Source organism: Streptomyces sp. NRRL S-495, from assembly GCF_000966955.1.
GTDB lineage: Bacteria > Actinomycetota > Actinomycetes > Streptomycetales > Streptomycetaceae > Kitasatospora > Kitasatospora purpeofusca.
Genome location: NZ_JZWY01000464.1, coordinates 1 through 1,250 on the forward strand (window position 1 = coordinate 1; position 1,250 = coordinate 1,250).

Sequence of the window (1,250 nt, forward strand, 5' to 3'; positions counted from 1 at the left end):
GCGTGACCATGTGCCATGTGAAGCGGGCGTTCAAGTACCGCTTCTATCCGACCGATGCGCAGGCGGCTGAGCTGTCGCGCACGTTCGGGTGTGTTCGCAAGGTCTACAACATGGCGCTTGCGGCCCGCACCGAGGCGTGGACGTTGCGTCGGGAGCGGGTCAACTACAACGCCACCAGCGCGATGCTGACCGGGTGGAAGAAGACCGAGGAGCTGGCCTACCTCTGCGAGGTGTCGTCGGTTCCGTTGCAGCAGGCGCTGCGGCACCTGCAGGGGGCGTTCACCAACTTCTGGCAGAAGCGGGCGAAGTACCCGACGTTCAAGTCCCGGAAGAAGTCCCGCCGCTCCGCCGAGTACACCACCAGCGGCTTCCGGTTCCGGGACGGCCGGCTGACCCTGGCGAAGATGGATCAGCCGCTGGACATCGTGTGGTCCCGTCCTCTGCCGGAGGGCGCTTCCCCGTCCACGGTGACCGTGTCCCAGGACGCGGCCGGACGCTGGTTCGTCTCCATGCTGTGCGACGACCGCCCGGCCGTGCCCGGGGCGGTCAACGCCGCCGTGGGTATCGACGCCGGCATCACCGGCCTGGTGACGCTCTCCACCGGGGAGAAGATCACCAACCCGAGGCACGAGCGCCAGGACCGGGAACGCCTCGCCAAGGCGCAGCGGGATCTCTCCCGCAAGGCCGAGGGGTGACGGCGCCAACCGGGCGAAGGCCCGACTCAAGGTCGGGCGGGTGTACGCCCGGATCGCCGACCGGCGCAGGGACTTCCTGCACAAGCTCACCACTCGACTCGTTCGTGAGAACCAAACGATCGTGATCGAGGATCTGACCGTCCGGAACATGCTCGGGAACCGGCGGCTGTCGCGTGCCATCAGTGACGCGTCCTGGACCGAGCTGCGGTCCATGCTGGAGTACAAGGCCGACTGGTACGGACGCGAGGTGATCGCCGTGGACCGGTGGTTCCCCTCGTCCAAGCTGTGCTCGGCCTGCGGAACCTTGCAGAGCAGGATGCCGCTGAACGTCCGCGAGTGGACGTGCGCCTGCGGGACGGCCCACGACCGGGACGTCAACGCGGCACGAAATATCCTGGCCGCCGGACTGGCGGTTGCAGCCTGTGGAGACGGTGTCAGACCTCAACGGAGCACTCCGGGCGGGCAGTCGTCGGTGAAGCAGGAAGTAGTCCCACCGCCGCGCTCACGCGCGGCGGCTCGGCCGCGAGGCTGAGGGGAATCCCCGCCCCTCAGGGC

At 68.2% G+C, this 1,250-nt stretch carries 1 pseudogene; it reads left to right on the forward strand.

Going from position 1 to position 1,250, the window contains the following annotated elements:
• The first annotated feature begins 8 nt into the window (after positions 1 to 8).
• Positions 9 to 1,227 (forward strand): annotated as a pseudogene (locus VR45_RS23685) (RNA-guided endonuclease TnpB family protein).
• The last annotated feature ends 23 nt before the right edge of the window (positions 1,228 to 1,250 follow it).